20 protein-coding genes are annotated in these 22,112 nt (G+C 62.7%); 11 read left to right on the top strand and 9 right to left on the bottom strand.

Annotated features, from left to right (window positions below; all coding sequences use genetic code 11):
* The first annotated feature begins 31 nt into the window (after positions 1-31).
* A complete protein-coding gene (locus MUN73_RS22260) occupies positions 32-703 on the top strand; it encodes an SdpI family protein (RefSeq protein WP_250142712.1) in 672 nt (223 codons plus the stop codon).
* A gap of 378 nt (positions 704-1,081) precedes the next feature.
* Here MUN73_RS22260 and MUN73_RS22255 read toward each other — a convergent pair whose 3' ends face one another.
* Both MUN73_RS22255 and MUN73_RS22250 read right to left on the bottom strand, forming a co-directional pair.
* Positions 1,082-1,435 (bottom strand): type II toxin-antitoxin system PemK/MazF family toxin, encoded by a 354-nt coding sequence (locus MUN73_RS22255; protein WP_250142711.1) that lies wholly within the window; start codon positions 1,433-1,435, stop codon positions 1,082-1,084.
* A complete protein-coding gene (locus MUN73_RS22250) occupies positions 1,432-1,671 on the bottom strand; it encodes a hypothetical protein (protein ID WP_250142710.1) in 240 nt (79 codons plus the stop codon). The genes MUN73_RS22255 and MUN73_RS22250 overlap by 4 nt, the downstream gene beginning before the upstream one ends.
* A gap of 507 nt (positions 1,672-2,178) precedes the next feature.
* On the opposite strand from MUN73_RS22250, the gene MUN73_RS22245 reads away from it, so the two are divergent.
* A complete protein-coding gene (locus MUN73_RS22245; protein ID WP_250142709.1) occupies positions 2,179-3,384 on the top strand; it encodes a threonine synthase in 1,206 nt (401 codons plus the stop codon).
* Positions 3,385-3,493: 109 nt separating this feature from the next.
* On the opposite strand, the gene MUN73_RS22240 is transcribed toward MUN73_RS22245, so the two are convergent.
* Complete coding sequence (locus MUN73_RS22240) at positions 3,494-4,651, bottom strand: multicopper oxidase domain-containing protein (RefSeq protein WP_250142708.1); 1,158 nt, start codon at positions 4,649-4,651, stop codon at positions 3,494-3,496.
* 222 nt (positions 4,652-4,873) lie between these two features.
* On the opposite strand from MUN73_RS22240, the gene MUN73_RS22235 reads away from it, so the two are divergent.
* From MUN73_RS22235 to MUN73_RS22210, 6 genes are all read left to right on the top strand, one after another.
* Positions 4,874-5,887, top strand: coding sequence for an aldo/keto reductase (locus MUN73_RS22235; protein ID WP_250142707.1), 1,014 nt, complete (start codon positions 4,874-4,876; stop codon positions 5,885-5,887).
* A 146-nt stretch (positions 5,888-6,033) separates the two neighbouring features.
* On the top strand, positions 6,034-6,918 hold the full coding sequence (locus MUN73_RS22230) for an aldo/keto reductase (protein ID WP_250142706.1): 885 nt from the start codon (positions 6,034-6,036) through the stop codon (positions 6,916-6,918).
* Positions 6,919-6,954: 36 nt separating this feature from the next.
* Positions 6,955-7,749 carry a class I SAM-dependent methyltransferase gene (locus MUN73_RS22225; RefSeq protein WP_250142705.1) on the top strand — a complete coding sequence of 265 codons (795 nt, stop codon included), beginning with the start codon at positions 6,955-6,957 and terminating at the stop codon, positions 7,747-7,749.
* Positions 7,750-7,911: 162 nt separating this feature from the next.
* On the top strand, positions 7,912-9,045 hold the full coding sequence (locus tag MUN73_RS22220; RefSeq protein ID WP_250142704.1) for an ABC transporter ATP-binding protein: 1,134 nt from the start codon (positions 7,912-7,914) through the stop codon (positions 9,043-9,045).
* Positions 9,042-9,884 carry an ABC transporter permease gene (locus MUN73_RS22215; RefSeq protein ID WP_250142703.1) on the top strand — a complete coding sequence of 281 codons (843 nt, stop codon included), beginning with the start codon at positions 9,042-9,044 and terminating at the stop codon, positions 9,882-9,884. Before MUN73_RS22220 ends, MUN73_RS22215 begins: the two co-directional genes overlap by 4 nt.
* A gap of 475 nt (positions 9,885-10,359) precedes the next feature.
* Positions 10,360-10,506 carry a hypothetical protein gene (locus MUN73_RS22210; protein WP_250142702.1) on the top strand — a complete coding sequence of 49 codons (147 nt, stop codon included), beginning with the start codon at positions 10,360-10,362 and terminating at the stop codon, positions 10,504-10,506.
* On the opposite strand, the gene MUN73_RS22205 is transcribed toward MUN73_RS22210, so the two are convergent.
* Positions 10,503-11,294: an Ntn hydrolase family protein gene (locus tag MUN73_RS22205; protein WP_250142701.1), complete on the bottom strand. Its 792-nt coding sequence runs from the start codon at positions 11,292-11,294 to the stop codon at positions 10,503-10,505. The two genes, MUN73_RS22210 and MUN73_RS22205, sit on opposite strands and share 4 nt — an antisense overlap.
* A complete protein-coding gene (locus MUN73_RS22200; RefSeq protein ID WP_250142700.1) occupies positions 11,291-11,848 on the bottom strand; it encodes a hypothetical protein in 558 nt (185 codons plus the stop codon). Before MUN73_RS22200 ends, MUN73_RS22205 begins: the two co-directional genes overlap by 4 nt.
* Before the next feature lie 751 nt (positions 11,849-12,599).
* On the opposite strand from MUN73_RS22200, the gene MUN73_RS22195 reads away from it, so the two are divergent.
* Positions 12,600-13,604 (top strand): asparaginase, encoded by a 1,005-nt coding sequence (locus tag MUN73_RS22195; protein ID WP_250142699.1) that lies wholly within the window; start codon positions 12,600-12,602, stop codon positions 13,602-13,604.
* Here the strand turns inward: MUN73_RS22195 and MUN73_RS22190 are convergent.
* The 3 genes from MUN73_RS22190 to MUN73_RS22180 all read right to left on the bottom strand — a co-directional run bounded on the left by MUN73_RS22190 (position 13,595) and on the right by MUN73_RS22180 (position 18,433).
* The gene (locus tag MUN73_RS22190) at positions 13,595-14,494 is read right to left on the bottom strand and encodes a polysaccharide deacetylase family protein (RefSeq protein WP_250142698.1); all 900 of its coding nucleotides are present in this window, start codon (positions 14,492-14,494) and stop codon (positions 13,595-13,597) included. The genes MUN73_RS22195 and MUN73_RS22190 overlap by 10 nt on opposite strands.
* Before the next feature lie 133 nt (positions 14,495-14,627).
* Complete coding sequence (locus tag MUN73_RS22185) at positions 14,628-16,379, bottom strand: DNA methyltransferase (protein ID WP_250142697.1); 1,752 nt, start codon at positions 16,377-16,379, stop codon at positions 14,628-14,630.
* 122 nt (positions 16,380-16,501) lie between these two features.
* A complete protein-coding gene (locus tag MUN73_RS22180) occupies positions 16,502-18,433 on the bottom strand; it encodes a hypothetical protein (RefSeq protein ID WP_250142696.1) in 1,932 nt (643 codons plus the stop codon).
* Positions 18,434-18,636: 203 nt separating this feature from the next.
* On the opposite strand from MUN73_RS22180, the gene MUN73_RS22175 reads away from it, so the two are divergent.
* Positions 18,637-18,834, top strand: a complete 198-nt coding sequence (locus MUN73_RS22175) for a hypothetical protein (protein ID WP_250142695.1) — start codon at positions 18,637-18,639, stop codon at positions 18,832-18,834.
* 162 nt (positions 18,835-18,996) lie between these two features.
* Here the strand turns inward: MUN73_RS22175 and MUN73_RS22170 are convergent, their stop codons facing one another.
* On the bottom strand, positions 18,997-21,645 hold the full coding sequence (locus tag MUN73_RS22170; RefSeq protein WP_250142694.1) for a heavy metal translocating P-type ATPase: 2,649 nt from the start codon (positions 21,643-21,645) through the stop codon (positions 18,997-18,999).
* 159 nt (positions 21,646-21,804) lie between these two features.
* Between MUN73_RS22170 and MUN73_RS22165 the strand changes: the two genes are divergently transcribed.
* Positions 21,805-22,107, top strand: coding sequence for a hypothetical protein (locus tag MUN73_RS22165; protein ID WP_250142693.1), 303 nt, complete (start codon positions 21,805-21,807; stop codon positions 22,105-22,107).
* Positions 22,108-22,112: the final 5 nt, after the last annotated feature.

The raw sequence follows: 22,112 nt of genomic DNA, 5'->3' as shown, positions 1-22,112 counted from the left end.
ATGTATACACCGCGAAGACCCTACGTAACCTATGACCACGCATCAACGATTCGGCCTCGCTGCCGGGTTTATCGTCCTCTCGATCGTTGTGAGTCTCCTGACGGCTCCTGACCTCCCTGCGGAGCTCGTCTCTCATTGGAACGCCGTTGGTGAACCGGACGGCACCATGGCAAAACCGCTCGCCCTCTGGCTCATTCCGGCTCTATCAGCAGGGGTTCTCGTCTTGTTCGCGCTCATCCCACGAATCGATCCGCTCGGAGCAAACATCGCTGAGTTCCGCCCTACGTACGACTGGTTCGTCGTCCTCTTTACGGGCTTCATGTTCGTCCTTCACGCCGGAATCATCGCGTTCAACCTTGGCTACGAGTTCGACTTCATCAATCTCATTGTCGTGCTTGTTGCAGGCCTCTTCTACTACTCTGGGGTCGTACTGACTCGTGCCAATCGCAACTGGTTCGTGGGTATCCGGACGCCGTGGACGCTCAGTAACGAGGAGGTGTGGAACCGAACGCACGCCCTCGGTGGGAAACTATTCAAACTCACTGCCCTGGTAGCGCTGGGTGGGCTGCTATTCGGCGAGTACGCGATCTACTTTCTCATCGTGCCTTCGCTATTGACAGCGGTCGTGACCGTTGGGTATTCGTACTACGTGTACGAACAAGTTGCCCGAGAAGGAGACTCACCTCCTGACGCGAGCCTGTGACTCGTTGTTCTGAGAGACACCATCACGCAAGAGATTCTGTTTTTGAACCGACCGAATGGGTGATGCTATGGTCGAGATGACCGAACGATTTTCATTGCGCGACGTTTCTATGTAACGTGAACACCATGACGAGTGACGGCGTATGAGTGGCGAAGCAGACTATGAGTACAAGGTCGTCAACGCTCCCACCAGCCTCCGTGGTTCCGAATCAAGCGCCGTGGTAGTGCGTACACTGCCGACGATGACTGATTGTACTCTGAAGAAAATGGCAAGATAGACGAAACCTGTAACGTCAGCCCGAGACCTGAACAAGGTCGAACAAAGGGATAGTAGATAGCACTAATCGGGTTGTTCCCTATACTGATCGGAGCGTACACGTCAGTCCAGTCCGAGGCTAAGTTTCAACGCTTCGTCCACGGCCTCCATCATCTCTGCGTCGAGGCTTCCAAGCACTGAGTGAATCCGTTTTTCGATGGAAACGACACGAATCTGGTCGAGACGGATCGAGGAATCTTTCTCAAATGGCGACTTCGCTGCCTCAACAAGAACCTCGAACGGATACCCTCGATACGTTCCCGTCGCAGGTGCAACGATTGTCGTACTGGCATTTTTGTTTCCAACGTCGTTTTGGACGACTACTGCAGGACGAGTCTTTTTCATCTCGTGCCCTTCCGCAGGGTCGAGCCGAACGATAACGACGTCACCGCGACGAACCTCCGTACCCTCGCTCATTTATCAAGCCCGCCCCACGCCTCGTCCGACGCTTCGTCCCACTCTTCTGCAAGCTCTTTCGCACTCTCAGACGCCTCACGATATGCGGCAGCCAGTTCGTCCTCGTCTGGGCGGTCGGATTCGACTTCGACGACAGCGACGGTTACGCGTTTGTTCGCATACTCTGTTCCGAGATAGATTCGACCTCGATCGTCAGTCTCGTTGGTCTGGAGGTCTCGCGCATCTACTTTCGTCATGTACCCAACTAGATTCCACTACCGAATAAGCCTTGCCCACTATTACCCACAACGGTGGTTTCAATGAACCGTACTATGGATTTTGTCTACCTGAACAGGGTCGAGCAGCGTGAGAATAGGTAATACCCCCACCCGATCGAAGCCTCAGTAAGACCGTACTTCGAGGTCGTCGATACGTCCGAAGTGGTTGGTATTTCTCGTGATAAGCGGTTCATCGTTGAGAAGCGCAGTCGCAGCGATAATACAGTCTTCTCGCTCAATTCGTTCGCCGCCATTGATTAGCTTACCGGAGAGTTTTCCCGCTTTTCGCATCACGGTGTGGTCGGCACTCACGACGTGCTTCGTTTCCAGTAAAAACTCTGGCGCGGGCGCATTGGTGGGGTGGGGGGAGCGACCGCAGTTATCTCGGTTGTGAGGAAGTAGACCGTCGACGAACGCGGCGTCCGAGTCGGCAGCAATCGATCGCGATTCAGCAGGAATATCACCGTCTCGGTCGATGGACGATCCATGACTCCGTCGACGGTCTGCTATCGGTGCGATCGGACCTATCGGGACACCGATCGGGTTCGGTGCGACTGTGGGGAACCGCTCTGGTTCGATATCGACTCGCACGGGTTCGACCTAAATGACCGCGGGGACGGACGTGGGCTGTCGCACTACGCGGGGGCTCTCCCACTCTCCGAACTCGAAGGGCTCGCCACGGCCGCCGGAAACACGCCGCTGATCCGAAGCCAGCCGCTCGACGAGGTCGCCGGTTGTCGGGTGTTCGTCAAGGACGAGGGGGGAAATCCGACCGGCTCGTACAAGGATCGGGGAAGTGCGATCGCGGTCTCGCGGGCGCTCGACCGGAGCGACAACGCCGTCGGGACGGTCTCCTACGGGAACATGGCGATGAGTACCGCCGCCCACGCTGCCAGCCGTGGCCGCGAGTGTGTCGTCCTCGTGCCCGACGATATCCCGCCCGGCCGTCTGGAACTGATCGGCCAGTACGATCCGACGATCCTGCGGGTCGAGGGGGACTACGGGGGGCTGTACGACGAGGTACTGGAACTGAGCCGGGAACTGCCGGTCTCGTTCCTGCTCAGCGATGCCCCAGGTCGGATCAGCGGCTACAAGACCGCGCTGTTCGAGATCTACGAGGCGATGACTCCCGCGACGCCCGATGCGATCGCACTCCCGGCCAGTTCGGGCGGGTTCGCCAGCGGGATCTGGCGCGGGATCCTCGACCTCCAGACCGCCGGGGTGATCGACGATCCGCCGCGACTGTATCTCGTCCAGACGGCCGCGTCGGATCCGATCACCCGCGCGTTCGAGGCGGATCGAGACGCGGTCTCGGCGCTGCCACCCGAGGACGTCGGGGAGACGATCGCCCACTCGATCGGGAACCCGGACCCGCCCAGCGGCACTCGGGCGCTAACCGCAGTCAGGGAGACGGGCGGTGCAGTGTGTTCCGTTACCGACGACGAGATCCGGACGGCGAAGCGCCAGTTCGCACGGCGGAGCGGGTTCTGCGTCGAACCGGCGTCGGCGGCACCGCTCGCGGGGGTCGCCCAACTGACCGAGCGCGGCGCGATCGATCGGGACGAGTCGGTCGTGCTCGTTCCGACTGGAACGGGATTCAAGGAGATGGGTACCGGGACGGAGGCCGTCCGAACGGAGACCGTGGCCCGGTCCGGGCTTTCGTCGCAACTCGAATCCCGTCTCTCGACCTGACGGTGCCGCTACCAGTGTGAGCCCTCGGGAGGCGACGCTATGTCCGTTCTTTCCCGATCGCACGGCAGTCGTCCGATCGTGGATGCGTCGGTGCGCTCCCTTCGATCGATCAGCCCTCGTAGCCCGCGTGGGCCATGAGATCCGCGAAGACGTCGGTATCCATCGCGTCGCGGTAGACGATGCCGTTGACCATCCCGCCGGGGTAGGAGTTCCCGTTCATCGCGTGGTCGACCTTGTGACAGTGCATGAGGTAGATACCGGGGTCGGCGTTCGCCTCGAACTCGACGGTGTGGCGTTCCGCGGGGGCGACGTTGGTCACGTCCTGTTCGTACTGGGCGGCTTCGGGAATCTGGCCGCCGTCTTTCTCGACGAGCCGGAACCGGTGGTTGTGCGTGTGCATGGGGTGGGACATGTAGCCCGCGTTGACCATGTGGAGGCGAACCGTGTCGCCGTGATCGACGATGATCGGCGACCCTTCCTCGGGGTGGAGCGTCCGCGGGAGGCTCTTGCCGTTGATCGTGAACACGTCTGGGTTGCGCTGGCGGGGACTGTAGTCGACGTCCTCGCCGGCCATCTGCCGGTTCACGCGCGAGTCCCAGTCCTTGAGGGTGAAGAAATACTCCTTGTCCGCCGGGTCGTACCCCTCCGGATCGACGCGGAAGATGCCGTACATCCCCATGTCGATGTGGCGATGGGTCTGGTAGTGACAGTGATAGAGGTGCGTCCCCGGAACGTTCGCGGGGATGGTGTAGGTGTGTTTCTCGCCGGGTTCGACCGTGATTCCGGTCGTCGTCGGCACGCCGTCGTTCTCCCAGGTCTTGTTCGCCCCGTGGAAGTGGAGCGTGTGGGGCATATCGGCGTCCGTGTTGTCCAGCGTGACCTCGATGTCGTTGCCCTCGGTCGTCCGGAGGATCGGCCCCGGAACGCTCGGGTCGCGGTCGTCGGCCTGGAACGCCCAGACCTGCGGGAGTTCCACCGGTCCACCCATCGAGTCCATCGGGTGGACGGCGTGCCGGGACGTCACCGATCGCAGCGTCACGCTACCGCCCTGCTCGTCGACCTGTACGACCTCGGGAGAACTCGTCCACGGCAGATCGGATTCGTCCGAGTCGTCGGAATCGTCCGCGGAATTCGCCGCCTCGGAGTCCTGCACGGCCCCCTGACTCGTACAGCCGGCCAGGCCGGTTACTGCCGCGATGCCGCCCGTGGCGGCAACGAATTCACGTCGTGAGAGTCCGAGTCCAGGAGCGCCGATACGATCACTCATAACGATTCGACGTAAGAATAGCCGATGTATAACGGGTCGAGCCACTTCTTAGGGACCGGGAAGGGACGAGAACATGTTCCCGGGAATCACTTAAAGGCCGCCGCGTGGCCCTCCCACTGGCGGCGCGTGTCCGATACTGTCAACCGACTCGTACTTCGATCGGGGTGGATCGCTCGCCGCTTTCTGTATCTTTTTTCCCCGATACTCGCCAAGGACTACCGGATGGCTCACTCACTCGCGGAGATCGATCTCGATTTCGTCCCGCTCGGGCGCACCGGGATCCAGACGAGCGAACTCCAGTTCGGGACGTGGCGGTTCGGCCGGACCACGGAGGACGGCAGTCTCGAAATTTCCGAGGAGCGCGCACACGAACTGCTCGACGCCTACGCCGAGGCCGGCGGCCGGTACATCGACACCGCGGACGTCTACGGCGGCGGCGACAGCGAGCGGTGGATCGGCGACTGGCTCGCCGATCGCGATCGGGAGCGCTACACGATCGCCTCGAAACTGTACTGGCAGATTCGCGACGGCGATCCGAACAGCAAGGGGACGAACCGCAAGAACGTTCGCCACCGCGTCGACGCCATTCTCGATCGACTCGACGTCGAGTACGTCGACGTGCTCTACATCCACCGCTGGGACGACGCGACCCCGACCCGCGAACTGATGAAGACGCTGAACGGGATCGTCGAATCCGGGAAGGTCCACTACCTCGGCGCGTCGACCATGCGGCCGAACGCGTGGAAGGTGGCGCGTGCGAACGCGATCGCCGACGCGCACGGCTGGGAGCCGTTTACCGTTCTTCAGCCGCGGTACAACCTGGTCGATCGCGAGATCGAGGGCGATTACCTCGAGTTCGCCCGCCAGCGCGACCTCGCGGTCTGTCCGTGGAGTCCGCTCGGCCAGGGCTTCCTGACCGGCAAGTACTCGCGCGACGAGGACCTCCCGGAGGAGTCGAAGGTAGCCGAATCGAGTCGATTCAGGGAGTCGTACCTCACCGAGGCGAATTTCGACCTGCACGACGAACTCGACGCGGTCGCCGCGGAGGTCGACGCGTCGCCGGCACAGGTCGCGCTCGCGTGGCTCATGCACCGCGACGGCGTCACCGCGCCGATCGTCGGCGCGCGCACGGTCGACCAGCTCGAAGAGAACCTCGCCGCCGCTGAAATCGACCTCTCCGCGGACCAGGTCGATCGGCTGACGACGGCGAAGGCGGGCCCCTATCAGGGGCTCTGACGCCACCAGCACCCGGACCTCGCTCGCAGTCGAGTCCAGTCGGCCGGTGATCGGTCCTGCGGGAACCGCCCGTGACCCGCGCCCGTGTTCGGCGTCCCGGGCCGTCGGAATGTACACTTATGGTCGCCGGATCCGACTATCGCGGTATGGAGACGCGCGCGCTGGGCGACACCGGCCACGATAGCACCGTAATGACTTTCGGCGCGATCGCGCTCAACTGGCTCGAGCAGGAGGGCGCCGACCAGTTGGTCGAACTCGTGCTCGATCACGGCGTCAATCACTTCGACGTCGCCCCGACCTACGGGGACGCGGAACGCAAACTGGGCCCGAAGCTTCGACAGCACCGCGAGGAGATCTTTCTCGGCTGCAAGACGCAGGAACGGGAGTACGAGGGCGCAAAGCGGAAACTCGAGCGGTCGCTCACCCGCCTCGGCGTCGAGACGATCGATCTCTACCAGATCCACGGGCTCGAGTACGAACACGAACTCGAGACGATCACGGGCGAGGGCGGCGCACTCGAGGCCTTTCGCGAGGCCCGAGACGAGGGTCTCGTCGATCACATCGGGCTGACCAGCCACGGCGATCCGGGGCTCATCCTGGACGCCCTCGACCGCATCGACGACCTGGAGACCGTAATGTTCCCGCTGAACCCGGTCGTCGTCGGCAAGGACGACGACGAGTACGACTACGAGGCGGTGCTCGAGCGCGCGAACGAACTGGACGTCGGGACGCTCGGCATCAAGGCCTTCACGAACGGACCGTGGCCATCGACCGACGAACTGCCGGAGGCCGACCGCCCGTACGCCAACTGGTACGAACCGGTCGATACGCCCGCCGAGATCGAGGAGCGATTCGACTTCGCGGCTTCGCAGGGGCTGACGAGCGTCGTCAGTCCGGGCGACCCGAAACTCGTCGCGATGGTCCTCGACGCGGCCGACCGCTACGACGGGATGGCCGAACCGGCACAGCGATCGCTCGTCGAGCGACTGCGCCACGAGGAGAGTCCCGTTCCCGAGCAACTCCACCACTGAGCTCGGGGAGCGGGTCCCAGCACCACGATCACAGCGATGGACGTCCCCGAAACGGTTACGACCGCGCTCGCCGATCGTCCCGTCACGAGGCGGGTGTGCCTCGAAGCCGGTGCAGGCGTCGGCAACACGACCGCCGGCCTGCTCGCGGCCGGTGCGAGCCACGTTTACGCCGTCACGAACGACCGCGACCACGCGACCATCGTTCGCGAGCGAATCCAGGACGACGCCGAACGGGGCGACGGCGACGACACCGATCGAGTGGACGGTGACGTCGCCGACCGGACCGCCGTACTGGAGGCAGACGTGCGAAGCCTCCCGCTGGCGACCGATTCGATCGAACTGATCACCGCTCACGGCCTGTTCAACGTGCTTCCGCCAGCGTCGCTTGAACCGGTCGCAGCGGAGCTAACTCGCGTCGCCGCCCCCGGGTGTCATCTCGTCGTCGACGACTACGAACCGCTCCCCGACGACGCCGCGGTCCGGGAACTCTTCGCGCTCGAGAACGCCGCGACGGAACTGGCTGCGGGCCGACCCGCGCTGACGTTCTATCCGGCGGCGGTGCTCCGGCGACTGTTCGTCGGCTACGGGTGGCAGTTCGATCGGACGCGGACGTTGCTGGACCCGGTTCCCTGGACCGCGAGCCACCTCGAGGCCCACGCTGACCTGGCGCGGACTGCGGCGTCGGAGGCGCCGAGCGAACTGGGAGAACCCCTGTCAGCTGCGGCCGACGACCTCGCGACGGCGATCGGCGAGGAGGCGGTCGGGGAGATGTACAGTCTCGCGTTGCAACTGCCCATCCAGCTGGATCCATCGCCCTATAGTAGCCACTGAAAGTCAATGCACACCTGATCGCAGGACGGCTTTGCGATCAGTGTGTAAGTCGTTTCAGTGGCTACTATATCACTGCGGTCCACCAGCGGCCCGTTGTACCGTGATCCGGCGGGTGTAACGGCGACCTCGCGTTTTTGTAGCTGGCTCACTTAAACCGTGACCGTGACCGTGCGAGACACCCGTAGGCCGACGAGCAGGGAGGGTGCCGGCACCCCGCTCGGCGAGGACGTGGCTGCGGACGCCTCCAGTCGGTCCCCGGCCGAGAAGAGAGCCGTCGACGAGGGATCCGAACCGACCCGCAACGCCTCCGGCAGTGGCGAGACGTCGACGATGGAGGGTCGCGACGTCGCCGTTTCCGTTACGGGGCTGTGCAAGCGGTTCGGCGACGGCCCGGACGCGATTACCGCCGTCGACGACGTCAGTTTCGACGTCGAAACCGGATCGATCGTCGGACTGCTGGGGCCCAACGGGGCCGGGAAGACGACGCTCATCAAGTCGATTCTCGGAATGGTCCTGCCGGACGCGGGCTCCGTTCGGATCCGGGGCGTCGACGTCTACGATCGACCCCGGAAAGCCTACGCGTCCGTCGACGCGATGCTCGAGGGTGCGCGCAACGATTACTGGCGCCTGACCGTCCGGGAGAATCTGCGGTACTTCGCCACGATCAGCGGCGTCGACCCGGCCTCGGTACGCGATCGCCACGAGCGACTGCTCGCCCAGCTGGGGCTCGCCGACAGGGCGGACGTCCCCGTCCGCGACCTCTCGCGCGGGATGAAACAGAAGGTGTCGCTGGCCAGCGTCCTCGCCGGCGGCGCAGCGGTCGTCTTCCTCGACGAGCCGACGCTGGGTCTGGATGTCGAGAGTTCGCGAACGCTCCAGCGGGAGTTGCGACGCCTCGTCGAGCAAGAGGGGCTCACCGTCGTCCTCAGTAGCCACGACATGGACGTCGTCGAGACGGTGTGCGATCGCGTCCTCATCATGTCCGACGGGGAGATCGTGGCGGACGATTCCGTCGACGCCCTGCTCTCCGGGACCGACAGACACCGCGTGCAGATCACGAGTCGCGACCTCGACGCGGCGATCGTGTCGACCCTCCGGGACCGGTTCGAGACGATCGGCGTCGACCCACGCGACAGCGGTGCCCGGATCGACGTGACGACGGACGGCGACGGACTGTACGAGTTGCTGGGCCACCTCCGCGCCGAGAACGTCAGGCTCGATCGCGTGCGGACGATCGAACCGGACCTCGAGGACGTGTTCGTCGACCTGACGTCGATCGAACGGGAGGACCGATGACCGCACGGCGTCGCGACGCGAGCGATCCGCCGCGCACGGCTGGCGGCGCAGGTGAGACGCCCCGCACCGCCGGCTACTATCACCTTGCGCGGGCCGTCCTCTACCGGGAGTTCCTGATCTTCGTCCGGTATCCGGCGAACGCGATCGGCGGGATCGTCGTCTCGCTGTTCTTCTTCGGGGTCCTCTTTTACGGCGGGCGAATGGTCGCCGGCCAGGCGCTCACCGACTCGCTCGAGGGGATCATCGTCGGCTACTTCCTCTGGACGCTCTCGGTGGGCGCGTACTCCTCGATCTCGAACGACATCGCGAGCGAGGTGCAGTGGGGGACCCTCGAGCGCCACGTGATGACGCCGTTCGGCTTCGCGCCCGTCGCGCTGCTGAAAGGCGTCGCGAAGATCGTCCGGACGTTCGTCACCTCGACGATCATCCTGGCGGTGATGATCGCGATCAGCGGGACGACGCTCGAACTGCCGCTCCTGACGATCGTCGTCGTCGCGACGCTCAGCATCGTCTCGGTGCTCGGCCTCGGCCTCGCGGCCGGCGGCGTCACCGTCCTCTACAAGCAGATCGGCAACTGGCTCAACCTGCTCCAGTTCGGGTTCATTGTGCTCATCTCGGCCCCCGCGTTCGACCTCGGCTGGATGCGATACCTCCCCCTCGCCCACGGGAGCGCCCTCCTCCAGCGCGCGATGATAGACGGCACCCGCCTCTGGGAGTTCACGCCGATCGAGGTGGGACTGCTGGTCGCGATCGCGGCCGGCTACGTGGCACTTGGCTACGTCGTCTTCCAGTACGCGACGCGACGGGCGCGACGACTCGGCGTGCTCGGCGATTACTGACCGGGTGCGTTCCGGTTCGGCTTTCGATCGGGGTCGTCGATGGGTCACTCACGCGTGATCTGTTTGTGTCGATCGCTATTCGCTTCTTATCGGTAGTATGTACACGATCGAATATGATGCGAAAATAGTTGTACTATATTAAAACCGAATCATGGCATAAAATGGGTTGTGGGTTCCGTATATCTACTCTGAACGGCACCAGCGAATGTGAACACCGATTTCCGGAACTCGTGTTCATATACGGTGGATTGAGATTCGAGACGCGCGAGGACCTGGGGTGGCATGATCTCAGTTAGGACTCTTGCCGTTAGAGTTCACTATTTACTCTGTGGTCCATTAGCTCTAACTCAGAGTAGAGCGGTTCTATACTCCGGTCGAAAAATACTACAATGGCTCTCTAACGGGTATTGGGTGAGAGTAATAGTTGCGTAATGTACTAAGGTTTATTAGCTTGGTCTCATAGTATCCAGACGTCATGAACAGAACGGTACCAGAGGGGCATACTGATGGGAAGTCCCTGCGGGAATTGCGTCATGAAGACGCAGATGATGAAGCGGATACTCTTGCTGTAGAAGAAGAGAATCCGCTTGCAGATTCTGACGAAAAGCCGTTCAGTTCCTAAATATTTATTTCATCGTTGATGCTTTCTGGGTAAGCATTTGCTTCTTCAGTCTCGTAGAATAATGTTTGTAGTGTTGTTAGAGTCGTCTCCGTAATCTCTCGCGGCCCACCTTCGTCAATAACCGTTAAATCAAATCCGTTTCCTACACCAGGTGCCTGTGAAGAATTTTTCAATGCCGCATATAATACATATAGGCCTTCCTCCACAGACAGATCCCCTGAATATCGGCTAGTAAGAGTATCCCGAGCGAGATTTGATCCAGAACCAACAGCATCAAACCCAATATTTGAAAAAGATTCTACAAGTCCATTAAAACCACTTCCATCAGATACTCTGTATGAGTGTGCCCCGTTCTCGTCAAACCCAGATATCATAACATCTAAGCCCAGCTCAAATTCACTGTACATCTTATCCCATTGTTCACCTCTTCCAGAATTGTACATGCCAGAACTGTAGAACTCATCAAAGTCAATTCCACGCTGCTCTAAGATCTCTTCTTCAAATTTCTTTTGCTTCATAGATATGTATGCATCCTTCACTAATTCAACACCTTCACGTACGTTTCCAATTTCGTTAATACATTGTTCGACAGCATGATTAATAGTGGCTGGTGCCAGTGCAGGTCCTGCTGCTGAAACTACTAATCCAAGCTGGTCAGAACGGTATTGACTATATTTTGGGTCACTAGATTCGAATTCAATCGGTAGCGATCTATCTGTCACCATTCGATCTGCACCAACAAGTGCAACTTCTTGATCTTCACACAGGAGAGAGATACATATTGTCATGGGTAGTTATAGTCACAGATCGAATATAAAGACTCGGGACTTACATCTGACAACGGAGGTATTTGTGATCCGATTGACACAATTGCAAATATTAAGATAGTAAGTACGGTAAGCCACAAGGCCCACTGGTACTTCCCAATCCTATCATTATTAATCCGCTTATTATTCTCGATAGATTCTATATACAGTTCAATGAATTTCTTTTCAAATTCTTTCTGAGATAGACTAATGTACCGAGATATGTTTCTTGAATGTTGCATCGGCCTCTGATAATTGTGGGTTCTTAGCACCCGAAGTGCCTGAACAGCTGAAATCATGGCCAAGACCACTATGATTATTTTAGATGTAGTATATATGTCCTCAAGTAACGATATAGCAGATATTATGATAGCATTAAGTGCAAAAATAGTCCCTGCTTTAGTTTCTATCACATCGCTTCTTTTTTCTTCTAGATCAAAGCGCCTCCGTGTTTCCTCAAGTCCGATATTGGCTGAACTGAACTCGTCAGGGTTGATGGCTTCGTTCTCCTGATCTGTGTCCGTTTCTCCACCCATATTATGGGATGAAAAGTTCACCGCATTCACTGCATGTTTCCCATCTTAGCCCCCCAGTTTTTGGCCCGTTGGATTTAGTATATTCGTCTATATCTGAGCCAGGTTTGCATTCTGGACAGATTGGCATCAGATTGTTGTTTTGTGAGGATGCTAATAATGCATTTGGTTACGTAACTCTTGATAGAGCAATAGAAGCGTGTAGACAATCAGTAGGTCGTCTTGAGGTGTCGCATGACATTGTGTTTGCTCCCGACTTCACTAATAAACCCTCGTGAAAACAGCACCCTCGTTTCGTGTGCTTCAACTGGAGTTCTGCGCAAGAAGACGGAGGCGGGGCAGTGTAATTTTTTGGCGCTGTCGCCTTGGCGACAGTGCGGAAGCGGGACGGTTGATTTGGGCCGTTGACCTAACCCTCAGTCACCCGTCTGCGATAATCAGATCGTCGGACTCCGCGTCCTCCTCCTCGATCGCTCGAATTGCTTCGGTGACCTCTTCCTGCGTCGCTTCGTCCATCCTCTTCCCTCGGTACCCGTCTCTCGGTACTGCGGGAGCTTAAAAGGCGTCTACGGACTTCTGAGCGAGAGAACACCCGCCGTCCGATCGCGCTTCGCCCCACGATCGGCCTCCCGACATGCGAACTGGTGAGTCGGTTCCGTAACCTGAACCACCCGATCGATCACACCACGATCCCCGATCGTCGCAGTCGGGATACCCACCTGGCTTTTCGGTCGCGTGCGTGAAAGCGGCCCCTATGAACGTCACCCTTCTCAGCACCGGCGGAACGATCGCGAGTACAGAAGCGGAGACCGGCGCAAAGCCGACCAGAACGGGGGCGCAACTCCTCGAGTCGATCCCTGAACTCGAGTCGATCGCCACGCTCTCGGTCGAGGACGTCGCGCGAGTCCCCAGTTACGAGATGGACGGCGAGACGCTTGAATCGATCGGCGAACGGGTGACCGAACTCGATGCGGAGCCGGCGGTCGACGCCGTCGTCGTGACCCACGGAACGGACACGATGGAGGAGACGGCCTACTACCTCGACGTCACCGCACACCCGGCGACGCCGGTGGTGCTGACGGGTGCCCAGCGCCGTCCGGACGAGGTGAGCCCCGACGGGCCGGCCAATCTCCTGACGGCGGTTCGGGCCGGACGGGCGTTCGCCGAGCGCGACGCCGGCGGGACGTTCGTCGCGTTCGACGGGACGATCCACGGCGCGCGGGCGGTGACGAAGACCCACACGTCCGCGCTCGACGCGTTTCGATCGCGAACCGCGGGCCCGGTCGCGACCGTCGATCGGGCCGGCGTCGCGGTTCACCGCCCGCCGCGGAGCGAGACGCGATCGATCGACGCGACGTCGCTCGCGGCGACCGTCTTCACGATCACGAGCGGGAGCGCCGTCACCGGCGATCTGGTCGGGGCCGCGCTCGATCGCGACGCGGACGGCCTCGTCGTCGAAGGCACGGGGCTGGGAAACGCGACGGCGGGACTCGCCGACGCCGTTCGTGAGGCGATCGATTCGGGCGTCCCCGTCGTCGTCACGTCCCGCTGTCTCGAGGGCCGCGTCACCCCGGTCTACGGCGGCGACGGGGGTGGCGAACGCCTGCGCGAATACGGCGCGATCTTCGCCGGCGATCTGTCCGCCCAGCAGGCCAGGCTTCGACTCGCACTCGCGCTCGCGGCGTTCGACGACGCGGCGGCGATCCGGGAGTCGTTCGCCGCTCCCGACCGCTCGTCGTTCCCTGACGATTACACGTAGTCGCTCTCGCTCTCGTACACCGACGGATCGTCTTTGTACTTCTCGGCGATCGTCTCGAGGGTGACGAACTGGGCGTTCTCGTGGCCCTTGACGTACTGGATGAACTCCTCGAACAGGGGGATCATGTGCGGCAGGCCGTGGATGTCGGGGTGGATCGTGAAGGTGTAGACCCCCGCGCCGCGGCGATTGTACAGGTAGTCGAACTGCCGCTTGTAGTACTGTTCGTACATCATCTCCGGGTCCTTGTACCCCGCGTGGTAGATCGGCTGCTTGATGAACAGCATCGGGGGGATGTCGTCCCGGTACCAGCTGATCGGGATTTCGACGACGTCGGTCTCCTCGCCGTACTGGTAGGGCTCCATCCACGTCTCGGGACTCTTGTCGTAGTCGATCTTCTCCCAGCTATCGCCCTTGCGCATCCAGCCCGGTTCGAACATCCGCTCCATGAGGCTGCTGTCGTACAGGAAGCCGTGCTTCTCGACCAGGTCCGGCGTGTTCTCGCTGAACTCCCACCAGCTCGCCCGGTGGCCGACGGGCTCCGACCCGGTGACGTCCTCGATGAGATCGATCGACACTTCGAGGATCTCGTCTTCCTGCTCCCGCGAGAGGTCGGTCGGGTTCTCGTGGGAGTAGCCGTGGACCCCGAGTTCGTGGCCGTCGGCCGCGACCGCCTCGATCTCGTCGCGGAAGGTCTCGATCGTATGGCCGGGGACGTACCACGACGTCTCGACGTCCTGGTCGTCGAAGAGGGCGAGCATCCGCGGGATCCCCTCGTTCCCGGCGGCCAGTCCCCGGGAGAGGTCCGCGGGGGAGTCCGCTCCGCCGTAGGAGCCGAGCCAGCCGGCGACACAGTCCGCGTCGACGCCGATCGCAACGTCTACGGTTCCCATAATACAGACGCGTCTCTCACGAACCAGGGGTAAAGAAGTGTATCACGGCCGCCCGTGACGGTGTCGTGATCCGAACGATTTCCCCGGGATCGACGAGGGGGCCCTATTCGATCGGCGGAGCGCTGACAGCGGCTCACTCGGATTCGCGTGGCGGTTTCTGCAAAATCGTCACCCACTCGCACTCGATGACGCCGCCTTCGTGCTTGCGGCCCTTGAACAGGTCGCGATTGGTAATCTCGTCCCACGCGGACCCGACCAGCCTGAATCCCTCGTCCGCGTCGAAGTCCCCGCCGGTTCCCTCGAACTTCCCGAGGTGCTGGGCGATGTCGGCCACGTACTTGTGGGAGTGAATGAGCCGTTCCCCGATCGTGTTCTCGCCGATGACGAAGAAGTAGTAGCCGCCCGGCTTCAGGTGCTCGTAGACTCGTGCGAGGTTCTGGAGCATGTCGACCCCGAAGAACGACCACGTCACGTAGGCCTTCCGCTCGGCCTCGTTGTGGTCGAGTGCGTGAATCGCTTCGATGTCCTCGTCGAGGTGGGGCAGGCGTGTCGCCTCGAACTCCGCGTCGGTTCCCGTCCAGATACTCCGGAGCGTCGCCGGCAGGTCGCGGTCGACCGTGCTCATCGAGACGGAGTTCGTGCCGACGATCGATTTCCGGAGTTCCGTCGCGTCGAACTTCTCGTCCTCCTCGAGGAAGTCGTACAGCCAGAACAGGCGAAGCTTCGACCCGCGGTAGTAGTTCATCGCGTTGATGTACGGCGGGGACGTGACGGCGAGGTCGACCTGTTCGTCGTACTCCTCGAAACTGAACGTCCGGGCGTCGCCGAGGCGGATGTCCACCTCGGCGGCGTGTGCGTCGTTGCCGTCGATCCGCTCCCCGCGCGACTGGCCGTCCTCGGCGTAGCCACCCAGCGTGCGCTGGACGGTCCCGCCGCTGTAGTTCGTCCCGTAGACGTCGTTCCAGAGCGCGACGAGATTGCCTTTCGTCTCCGCGATCTGTTCCCGGTGAGTCTCCAGTACGTCCGGCGGGTGTTCGCCGGCGTCGATCTTCCGCCGCATCTTCTTCGACTTGTAGGCTTTCGAGACGCCGGGGTCCGCGTTCGAGACCTCGAACACGGTATTCGCGATGAGGAGCGTGAGCCAGCGGTTCACTCGCTCGTGGAGTTCGTCGCGATCGAGATCGAGGTCGTCCACCGCCGCCCGCTCGCCGTCGGAAAGGCCCTCGAACGGATCGAAGTCACTCCCCTTGAACGCTGCGAGCGCCTTGCGGACGCGAGTGAGGCCGCGGATGGCGGCCGGTTCGAACCAGTGGTCCTTGCCCGTCCGATCGAGGAACTCCGCGTCGTACTCCTCGTAGCGCCTGTCGTCCGTCTCGTCGAGCAGGTCGAGGTACCGGTCCTCGGCGCGATCGAGCGTCGTCGGGGGGATGGGCGACGTCGAGACCTCCGACACGAGGCGGGACAGGGGGTTGATCTCGACGCCGAGGTAGTCGCGCCCGTTGACTTTGGCCTCGAGGCCCGACGTACCGCTTCCGGAGAACGGGTCCAGTACGAGGGGCCGATCCCCGTCCGCGTTCTCCGGCGTCGTGAACTGGCGAATGATGTAACTCGGGATGTGCGGGATGAAGATCGCGGGGTGCTTGTGAATCGCGTGGGTCAGATAGGTCGTGTTTGGAATCGTGCGGCCGTCGGGGAGGTCGTTCGCGAGCCGTCGGAAATCCATCTCGGGATACTCCTCCGGTTCGCCCGGAAACGCGTACTCGACGCCGTCGCCCTTTGGGACGGGACCGAGCGGGTACCCGATCTCCTCGTCGGGGACCTCGTCCATGCCGGGATTGTCCGCGAACCGGAAGTCGGGGAACACCGTGTCTCCTCGTCGCTCCATTTCGACGTCTCCATGCTGGGTATAACGGGACCGTGCTACCCCAGATGGGTCCTCGTTACTCATCTACCGAGGATAGTGCCACTATCCCCATTTAAACTATGGGATTGGGCGCGCTGCCCCGCTCAGAAGTCGAGTGCGCTCGGTTTGGCGGACTCCTTCGATCGAGCCTGCTGGGGGACGGTCTGCATGAACTGGCCCATCCGGTGGGCGACCGGCGCGGGGACGGCGAACGTGTCTCCCCGCTGGACGAGGATTCCGCCGTTCGTATTCGACGTGCCGTCGGTCATCGACTTCAGCGTCCGCGTCGGCGTGCGAATATCGAGCCGATCGCCGATTTCGGACTTCGAGGGGGCACGCGCCCAGTCGATTTCGTCGTCGGGACCGGCGGGGATGTTGGTCCCGCTCTGCCGGTACGTCGTCCCGTCCCGAACGACGCGGTAGATGGTTTGCTTTTTCGTGGTGTCGCCGTCGATGTCGAACAGGTACTGTTCGAAGGTGTAGCGCGCGTCCGAAAGCGTCGGCTCGGGTTGGTCTTCTCCGTCCTCGATCGGTTCGGGGGCGGTCGCGTCCGGGAACCGCCGGAGGAAGATGGGTCGCGAGATGCTGTCGTACACGAGCACCTCCAGGGCGACGTCCCGGAGGTACTGCACGGCGTCGGAACCGTACACCCACTCGGCCCACTCGTTGTCTCGTTCCTCGTCGTAGCGCTCGGCGAGGGCTGTCGCGAACGAGAGCAGTTCGTCGTCGATCTCCGATCGCTCCCCGGTGCGGCACAGTTCGCGGAATCGAACGAGCCGCTGGGAGAGGTCCTCGTCGGCCAGTATCATGTCCGCGATCTCCATCGCGTTGTTGCTCCCCTCGGCGCTCATCTCGAACACCTTGTTCTCGCGCTCGGCGACGCTGAACCCGAGCCAGAGGTCGTCGGCCTCGTTGTCGCTGATGATCTCCCTGAGTCCGGTGGCGTCCTCGAACGCGTCGTGAGAGCCGTTCTTTCCGACGGCGTCGAGCGACCCCGTGTAGAGCGTGTTGAGATAGTTGTCGCCGTACAGGAACGAGAGGTGAATGTGGATCTCCTCCTCGCTCCCGGATTCGACCGGCACGTCGAACTCGAGGCGAAGGTTCTCCGAGTCGAGCGAGACGTTCCGGACGTGGCCGGTTTCCTGCCCGAGGAAATCGTCCTCGAACTCCTCGATGAGCCGGTGGCTGGTGCTCTGTTGCGGGTCGTTCTCCCACGTCGCGGGGCGGCGATCTTCGTCGAACAGAATCCCGATGTGGACGTGGATGTTGTCGACGCCGACGGCTTTCAGGAGCGCGGAGAGGCTGTACGATCCCGCGTCGATCCCGTACTCGTCCGCGACGTCGCGATCGATCGAAACCACCGTCTCCGATTTCGCCAGTTCCTTGACCAGAGCGCGGGGCTTTCGCATCAGGGACGGGCGCGCGGTCGTCCCGCCGGAGACGACGCTCGTTCGGTGTTCCCCGAAGACGAGCGTATTCCCCGTGAACAGGGTCGCGTCGGCGTTCGCTTGCTGGTTGTTCTGCGCGAGATCGAGGGTCAGGGAGGAGAGCGCATCGAGACGGTCCCGTTCGTCCTCGGCCAACGACTCGCGTGTGTAACTGAGATCCTTCCAGCAGAGGTCCGGCTCCAGAAGGTACTGCGGGAGCTTTCCGAGATTTCGGTCCACGTCGAGGCGCCGGGCGGGATCTTCCGCCGCGATGACTTTCTCGAAAAACTTGCCCTTGATGGCGTCGAACGACCGGGTGAAGTACTCTGCGACAGTGAACAGCCCGCCGTACACTGCGGGGAGCGTATCGTCGCTGTTCGTCTCGGCCAGTTGCCGTGCTCGCTGGACGCCACCGACGCTCTGGTTCGTTAGCTGGTCGGTCGCGTCGGCATCGTCGTCCTCGCCGCCCTGTTTCTCGTGCTGTCGGAACGTCGCGAGCGGGAGTTTCCGGACGGTCGTGTGGAGAGTCCCCTTGAGAATGAGTTCGGCTTCGGTGAGATCCTCGTCGTCGTGGATCGAGATGAGTTTCCGATCGAAGTAGTCGTCCATACGCCGGACCCAGACGAGTGGTGGTCCTATTTCTTTCGCATACGTCGTGACAGTCGCCAGTTGGTGACCGTCCGCGATTGTGTCCTGCTCGGCGGTCGGTCCGCTCGGCGGGCCACCGACGAAGATCGTGGGCCGCGCTCACATACCTTAATGAACGTTTATTATGTTTTGGTGGGAAAGGGAAAGTAGCGACCGATCCAGCAATGAGCATCCGACACACGAAGCCGCGATCCACCGCGACTGCGCCCCCACCGCAGTCGGAGCCGATCGGCGGGACGACGCGATCGATCACGGACGAGGCACCCGTGACGTTCGCCGCCGAACAGACGACCCGCCTCCAGAACCTCGTCGACGAACACAACGCGGCGTTCGTATCGCGTTCGCTCGCTGACGGCGACTGATACGGATTGCTGTACCGAGGTATCGGTGGAACCGCGATCCGGGCGGCGGTTGCGCCGGAACTGACTTCCAGTAGTCCGTACGATTCCATCGGTTGCTCCCGATCGGTTCCACCGGTTTTCGCTCGATCACGGCGTCGCGCTCACGTGCCACGATCGGCCGGACTACGTCCGGAGCAACGGCCGCCACCCGTTCGCCACGACGAGTCCCGTACAGACGAGGAGTGCACCGGTCGTGACCAGCGGGTTCAGGACGCCGGCGAGCGCGATCGGGATCGCGATGGCGTTGTAGACGAGCGCCAGCCCGAGGTTCTGTTTGAGTCGCGTGCGCGCGGCCGCTGCCAGCCTGAACGCGCGATCGACGGCCGAGAGGTCGTCGTCGACGATCGCGACGTCGGCCGCGTCGGCGGCGAGCGCGGTGCCGCTGCCGAGGCTGAGTCCGAGGTCGGCCGCGGCGAGTGCGGGCGCGTCGTTCGTCCCGTCGCCGATCATCGCCACGCGGCCCTCGGCGCGCAGCCGGCGGATCGCGGCCGTCTTGCCGTTCGGCGGGACGCCCGCGAAGACCCGGTCGACGTGGGGATGGTCCCGGAAGACGTCGGTGGCCGCCCGATCGTCGCCGGTGAGCACGACGATTTCGACGCCGCGGTCGTGGAGCGTCGTCACCGTCTCCGCCCAGTCGGCCCGGGGTTCGTCGCCGACGACGATCACGCCTTCGGCGGTCCCGTCGCGTCCCACGACGACGGGTATCTGGCCCGATTCGCGGGCGCTTTCGACCCGATCGGCGATCGACGGCTCGATGGTCCACCCTCGATCCGTCAGCAGGTCCGGGTGGCCGACGAGGACCCGATCGCCGTCGACGACGCCCTCCACGCCGGTCTCGTGGCTCCGGAACTCGTCGATCTCGTGACCGCGTTCGTGATCGGCCTGCCCGCCCTCCGTCCGACCGCAATCGGCCTGTCCTCCATCGGCCAGGTGGCGATCCGATCGACCGCTTCCCTCGCCACCACTCTCGCTCCCGTCACCCGCGTCGTCGAGGAACGCCGACTCGATCGCCGCCGCGATCGGGTGGGTACTCCGCCGTTCCAGGCGGCCGGCCGTGCGCATCAGGTCGGCCGGACCGTGGCTCTCGAGTACCGTCATTTCGCCCGTCGTCAGGGTCCCGGTCTTGTCGAAGACGACCGTGTCGACGCCCCGGATCCGCTCGAAGATGCTCTCGTCGAAGACGACGATGCCGTGATCGAGCGCGGCCTGGAGGTGCTGGCCGACGGAAATCCGCGTCGCGAGATCGAGCGCCCACGGACTCACGACGATCACGGCGAGCAACGCGGGAAGCACCGTCGTCGTCGCGGTCGCGCCGCGCGTGAGGCCGTAGAGTCCGACGATTGCGGCTACGGCGAGTACGATCGGGAGCGCGACGGTGGCGAGCCGATCGCCGACGCGTTGCCCGCCGTGATCCGCGCTCTGGACGTCCCAGACGGTTTCGGTGAGGCGATCGATGCTGCTCGTCGTCCGATCGCCGACCGCGACGACGGCGGCGTCTCCCCGAACGATCGATCCGCCGACGACCTCGTCGCCGGCCCGTTTGGTCACGGGCAGCGAGTCGCCGGTGACGATCGCCTCGTCGACCGTACACGGCCCCTCGGCGAGGACGCCGTCGACCGGGATGCGCTCGCCTTCGCGGACGAGCACGCGATCGCCCGAGTCGAGGTCGCCGACGGGAACGGTCGTCGTGCCGTCGCCCTCGAGCCGTCGGGCGTCGTCCACCTGGGACACCGTGAGGTCCGTGAGCCGGTTCATCGCGCGCCGCTTGACCATCGTCTCGTAGAACGTCGCGCCCATCACCAGCACGGCGACGAGGATGGTGAGGTCGAAGTAGACGTCGTTCCGTCCGAGCAGTAACGCCACCGTCCCGTACAGGAACGCGCTGACGATGGTGAGCGCGGCGAGCAATCGGGTGTCCGGCCGGCGGAGCGTCAGGCTCACGTACGCCCCGCGCAACAGCGGCCGCCCGGTCAGGTAGAGGATCGCGGCCGTCAGTCCGGCGAACAGCGGCAACAGGCGGGGCCCCTCGAGACTTCCGAAGGCGTCCTCGTAGAGGGAGAGCATCCACCAGTCGGTGAACGCGGAGAGGTAGACGGGGTAGAAGATCGTGACGTACGGCACCAGCAGGAACGACCCGAAGACGATGCCGACGACGTAGCGGAGTTCGAGCATGTCTTCGCTGCGCCGTTTCCGCATCCCTGTCATCTCGCGATCGCGCCGGGTCGATCCGCCGTCGCCCTCGGTCTCGTTCGTCGCCTCGTCCCGGGGGTAGGCGGTGTAGCCGATCGTACTCAGCGCGTCGCGGAGGGCGGTCTTCGAGACGCGATCGGGGTCGTGGTCGACCCGGATCGACTCCGTCACGTAACTCGCCGCGGCGCTGGTGACGCCGTCCTGGGCCTCGGCGATCGATTCCAGGAACGCCTCGCAGGAGGCGGTGTGCATCCCGTCGATCCGGAAGTACGCCCGTTCGGTCGCCGCCCCGGTCTCGTCGCGGTCGTCGTCGCTGTCCCCGTCATCAGCCGCTGTCCCGGTTGGGTCAGCAGGACCGGATCGATCGGCCGCCTCAGCTACTCGATCGGGCGCCTTCGACGCTTGCGTGGCCGTCTCTGCCGTCCGACCGCCGTCGTCAGCATCCTGTTCGGCCTCCCCGAGCGCCCGGTGAACCTCTCGGCAGCCGGACGAACAGAACGCGGTCGGTCCGTCCCCGGTCGTCGGACCGATCGGTGTCCCACACAGCGAGCAGCGATCCTCACCCCGGTGATCGGCGTTCACGCGCCGGGGGTTCGCCCCCCAGCGCAATAAGCGTGGATACCTGCCTGCGTCGCCCACGTCGCCGGTCCCGGTCGATTCGTTTTGCCGAGGGACACATTCGCCAATTACTAGTGATAATGAGAGGGTAAAGCTTATGCCCAACTGCCGGAGTTGCCCGGTATGGAAGGTCTCGACACGGACCAGCGCACGGACGACGAAACAGCCCTCCCGAACGTCATCACGGTCGACGGTCAGGGAACGCCAGCCAGCTTCGAAATCACCGTCGACGGCGAAATCGAGATGATCGACGCCGTCGCGTCCGAGGAAGCGACGATCGTCTCCGGCACGACCGCCGAAGGGGCCGTCGAAGCCGATACGCAGCGCTTCCGGTTCTCCGGCGACGTGGCCGACGTGACGATCGTCAACCACGGCGGTCTCTCGACTGACTCCGTCGTCGACCCCGAAATCTACGTCGAAGACTGACGCGG

The sequence above is a fragment of the Halosolutus amylolyticus genome, from assembly GCF_023566055.1.
Taxonomy (GTDB): Archaea; Halobacteriota; Halobacteria; order Halobacteriales; family Natrialbaceae; genus Halosolutus; species Halosolutus amylolyticus.
Note: the sequence above shows the minus strand (reverse complement) of the source record. Positions and strands in the feature narration are given on the sequence as shown.